The 4,486-nt window shown below is 29.6% G+C and carries 5 protein-coding genes; 1 reads left to right on the forward strand and 4 read right to left on the reverse strand.

Annotated elements, in window-relative coordinates; translation table 11 throughout:
* From RSF37_RS14740 to proB, 4 genes are all read right to left on the reverse strand, one after another.
* Nucleotides 1-921 (reverse strand): TraB/GumN family protein, encoded by a 921-nt coding sequence (locus RSF37_RS14740; RefSeq protein WP_332565137.1) that lies wholly within the window; start codon nucleotides 919-921, stop codon nucleotides 1-3.
* Nucleotides 922-1,178: 257 nt separating this feature from the next.
* Nucleotides 1,179-1,631, reverse strand: a complete 453-nt coding sequence (locus RSF37_RS14745) for a GNAT family N-acetyltransferase (protein WP_332565138.1) — start codon at nucleotides 1,629-1,631, stop codon at nucleotides 1,179-1,181.
* Nucleotides 1,632-1,650: 19 nt separating this feature from the next.
* Nucleotides 1,651-2,895 (reverse strand): glutamate-5-semialdehyde dehydrogenase, encoded by a 1,245-nt coding sequence (locus RSF37_RS14750; RefSeq protein ID WP_332565139.1) that lies wholly within the window; start codon nucleotides 2,893-2,895, stop codon nucleotides 1,651-1,653.
* Between the two features lie 2 nt (nucleotides 2,896-2,897).
* On the reverse strand, nucleotides 2,898-3,716 hold the full coding sequence (gene proB / locus RSF37_RS14755; protein WP_332565140.1) for a glutamate 5-kinase: 819 nt from the start codon (nucleotides 3,714-3,716) through the stop codon (nucleotides 2,898-2,900).
* Nucleotides 3,717-3,983: 267 nt separating this feature from the next.
* Here proB and RSF37_RS14760 point away from each other — a divergent pair, with 267 nt between their 5' ends.
* Nucleotides 3,984-4,319: a hypothetical protein gene (locus RSF37_RS14760; RefSeq protein WP_332565141.1), complete on the forward strand. Its 336-nt coding sequence runs from the start codon at nucleotides 3,984-3,986 to the stop codon at nucleotides 4,317-4,319.
* The last annotated feature ends 167 nt before the right edge of the window (nucleotides 4,320-4,486 follow it).

Below are 4,486 nucleotides of genomic sequence, written 5' to 3' on the forward strand. Positions count from 1 at the left end.
TTATTCCATTTTACTAACTGTATATCCCTTATCTTCCATCATCTTAACTATTCCATCATCCCCAAAGAAGTGAAGGGCTCCAACTGCTATAGTATAAGTTTTATCTTCCTTAAAATACTCTTCCATCTTCTTAACCATGTTCTCATTTCTATCTTTAATCATAAGATCATAACTTTCTGGATTAGTTTTTTGAGTCTTTATAGCCTCTTCCATAACTGTAGTGTCACCTTTTGCATAACCTTCCATAAGTCCTTTCGAGTAATCTATAATATCTTTTCCACTTTCAATGAACTTACCTTCCTTATGTTCATCTAATAATTGCTTTAATGCATTTATTCCATTTACCTTATCTAATAAATCCATTTGGAAATCCATTGTCTCTAATTGAATAACTTTCTTTGTATCCTTTAAGCTTTTTTCAATTAACATATCATCAAAAGTTTCCATTGTTAAATCTGCTTTACTATATAATACAGCTTGTAAATTATTTACTATTATATGAGACTTTAAAACTTTAAGCTTCTCATAATCTACTTCAATTTCCTTGCATATTGACTTTAAACTTTCTATTTGTTTGTCACTAAGCTCGTCCTCAACTGATTTAGTACCAGTATAAACTCCATCAGCATTCGCCTTCAATATTTCATCTTGTGATGGATTTATTTCTACTGCTAATACATCAGTATTTTCCACAATATTATTTACTACTGATGAAAAATACTCATAATCTGTATTTATTGGATGCATCGTCCCTATTAGATACATTGATTTATCATCTTTCTTTACTTCCCATTGAAAACCTTTAGCTTCTGGCTTTGTATCTACCTTCTTTTCTTTACTACATCCAACTAATAAAGTAGTAAAAAATGTTCCAACTACAAGTGCTGAAGCTATCATTCTTCTTTTCTTCTTACTTAACATGTCCCACGCACTCTCCCTATCTATTTTTTTATAATAAACCCCAAATTTATTATAACATATTCTTCCATTTATCATAATATAATAATATATATATAATTTGATTTTATTTCTAATTTATAGTATAATTTATTTGAATATTCAGATAATTTATAGTAGCAGGCAGTTACTAGCTTTTTAGAACTGACCTCCGCTTACTATTCCAATATTTGTTAAGAAAGCCTTAGACTCATCAATGAGCCTTAAGGCTTTTTTCAATATTATTTAATTTTACAAATCATCTCAACATGAGGAATTCCAGCTTCCTCATAAGGCTCTGAACATACTGTAAATCCAACTTCTTCATAAAGGCTCTTTACATATTGTTGTGCTGATAACTTCAATATGTCATCATCAAAGTTTTCTTTAACATATTTTATAGCTGCCCTTAACATAATTTGTGCTATACCTTTTCTTCTGAACTCTTTAGTTATAAGCACTCTTCCTATTGCAGGTGCATCATCATACTCTAATCCTTTAGGTAATATTCTAAGATACCCTACAAATTTTTCCCCTTCTTCTACATAAAGGTGAATACTTTTTTCATCTCTATTATCAAACTCATTTTCACATGTTATCTTCTGCTCACATACGAAAACTTCAAATCTTTCTCTAGAAATTGTGTATAACTCCTTTGTAGTAAGCTCATTGAATTTCTTTATTGTTAATCTCATATATTCCCCACCTTTATCTTTATCGTATTTGTCCATTTCCATATATTATATATTTAATTGTTGTAAGCTCCTTAAGTCCCATAGGTCCTCTTGCATGAAGCTTTTGAGTACTTATACCAATTTCTGCTCCAAATCCAAATTCTGAACCATCAGTAAATCTAGTTGATGCATTTACGTAAACTGCTGCTGCATCAATTCTTTGCATAAACTTTTGTGAGTTCTCATAACTTTTTGTAACTATAGCTTCTGAGTGCCCTGTATTATATTTATTAATATGACTTATTGCTTCATCAATATTTTTAACTATTTTAATACTCATTATATAATCTAAAAATTCTGTATAGAAATCTTCCTCTGTAGCTTTATCCATATCTTTTATTATTTCTAAAGCTTTATCATCACCTTTTAAAAGAACTCCCTTTTCTCTTAAAGCAGCAACTATTACAGGAAGTGCTTCCTTTGCTATATCTTCATGTATAACTAGACTTTCAGCTGCATTACATACTGCTGGTCTTGATGTCTTCGCATTTACTACAATATCTTTTGCCATATTAATATCACAGTCTGAATCAATATATATATGGCAATTTCCTGTACCAGTCTCTATTACTGGAACTGTAGCATTTTTAACTACTGCCTTAATAAGGCCAGCACCACCTCTTGGAATTAATACATCTATATAATCATTTAATTTCATCATCTCTGTTGCAACTTCCCTGCTTGTATCATAAACTAGTTGAACTGCATCTTCTGGAAGATTTGCTTCTTTAAGGCCTTCTCTTAAAGTTTCAATTATAGCTATATTTGAATTTATAGCTTCCTTTCCACCTCTTAGTATTACTGCATTTCCAGTCTTTAAGCAAAGTCCTGCCGCATCACAAGTTACATTTGGTCTTGCTTCATATATTATTCCTATCACACCCATTGGAACTCTTTTCTTACCTATTTGAAGTCCATTTGGTCTATTCCACATTCCAATTACTTCTCCAACTGGATCTTGAAGATTAATTACTTCTCTAAGTCCTGCTGCCATTCCTTCTATTCTTTCTTTATCTAATAGTAGTCTATCAAGCATAGCTTTACTTGTTCCCTTTTTAACTGCTTCTTGTAAGTCTTTCTCATTTTCTTTTATTATATAATCATTTTTTTCTATAAGCTTTTTTGCCATACATTCTAAAGCTTTATCTTTTTCAGTTGTGCTTAAATTACCTAAAATATATGATGCTTCCTTAGCTTTTTGACCTTTTAATATTAACTCACTCATATTTAATTCCCCTTTTCATCTTTTATAAATAATGTACCTATTTCTTCCCCATTTATTATATTTAGTAGTATACTTGGCTCTTTTCCATTTGCTAGTACCATATTAACTCCATACTTATTTGCTGTTTTTGCCGCTGTAAGCTTTGTAATCATTCCACCTGTTCCAAAGCTTGATCCAGCACCACCAGCTGCTTGCTCTAGTTCTTCTGTTATTTCACAAACTTCTGATAATAATTTTGCATCATCGTTCTCTCTTGGATCTTTATTATAAAATCCATCTATATCAGAAAGTATAATAAGAAGATCTGCACTACTAAGCCATGATACTATTGCAGATAGATTGTCATTATCTCCAAACTTTACTATATTCTCTATTTCGTCAATTGATACTGTATCATTTTCATTTACTATTGGAACTACGCCCATTTCAAGTAATGTGTTGAATGTATTGCATACATTATTTCTTATATGGTCATCTTCAACAACATCTCTAGTTAAAAGTACTTGGCCTACAGTATGACTGTACTCACCAAAGAATTTACTATATATATGCATGAGTTCACACTGCCCTATTGCAGCAACCGCTTGTTTTTCTCTAATACTTTGGGGTTTTTCTTTAAGCTTTAACTTGCTACTTCCAACACCGATAGCTCCTGATGTTACAAGTACAATTTCCTTGCCTGAGTTCATTAAATCTGAAATAACTCTAGCTAACTTTTCAATTCTAGTTAAATTAATATTTCCGTTCTCATAAGTTAGCGTAGATGTTCCTACCTTTATTACTATTCTCTTTGCTGCTTTTATTTCATTTCTATTGTTCATTTTGTACAACCCCTTGTATTAAATTATTTTTAAACTTATTTTATTATATCTTTTTATCTATTTCTTTGCCATATTCTTTTAACAATTCTCTATAATTGTGTATTTATGTTAATAAATGAATAATTCTATTACTTTGTAAATAATTAGAATATAATACATTAAAGTTCTTTGAAAGTCCGTTTTTTTGCGAAATGAGTTGTTATAATATTTATATAAAATACATTAGAAATTCCTTTTTGAATTTCTATTTTAGGAGGGTTTTGTAATATGAGCAAAGTAGAAAATGAAATCAAAAAAGTAGAAAAAGAAGTTAAGTTAGACAAGGAAGCTAAGAAGCTAGAAAAGAATGAAAAACATCATTCAGAAAAAGTTGAAAATTTAAAAAATAAGATTGAAGAAAAAGCTAAAGTAGATCTTCACGTTACTGATGAAAATAGTAAATGTTATAAAGAAGATGAAAAAGCTGCTGATAAGCTAGGAAAGAAAATGAATGAAGAATTCGATAAGGAATATAAGGAAGAAGAACATTCTGAAAAAGAATTCACTCATGAATTAGAAAAGCAAATGGAATCAGAAGTTAAAATGGAATCACAAAAAAAATAATTTTATAATATAAGGATAATACTAAAATATATGATATACTTTTTTAAAAAAAGAATAACTACCAAGTAGATATATAATGTCTATTTGGTAGTTATTTTTGTGTGTTAGAATATTATTTTGTGCTTTCTTTGTAGCTATTTACTGTTGATTCTACTTGCTTAATTGTA

Source organism: Clostridium sp. (genome assembly GCF_036643715.1).
Taxonomy (GTDB): Bacteria; Bacillota; Clostridia; order Clostridiales; family Clostridiaceae; genus Clostridium.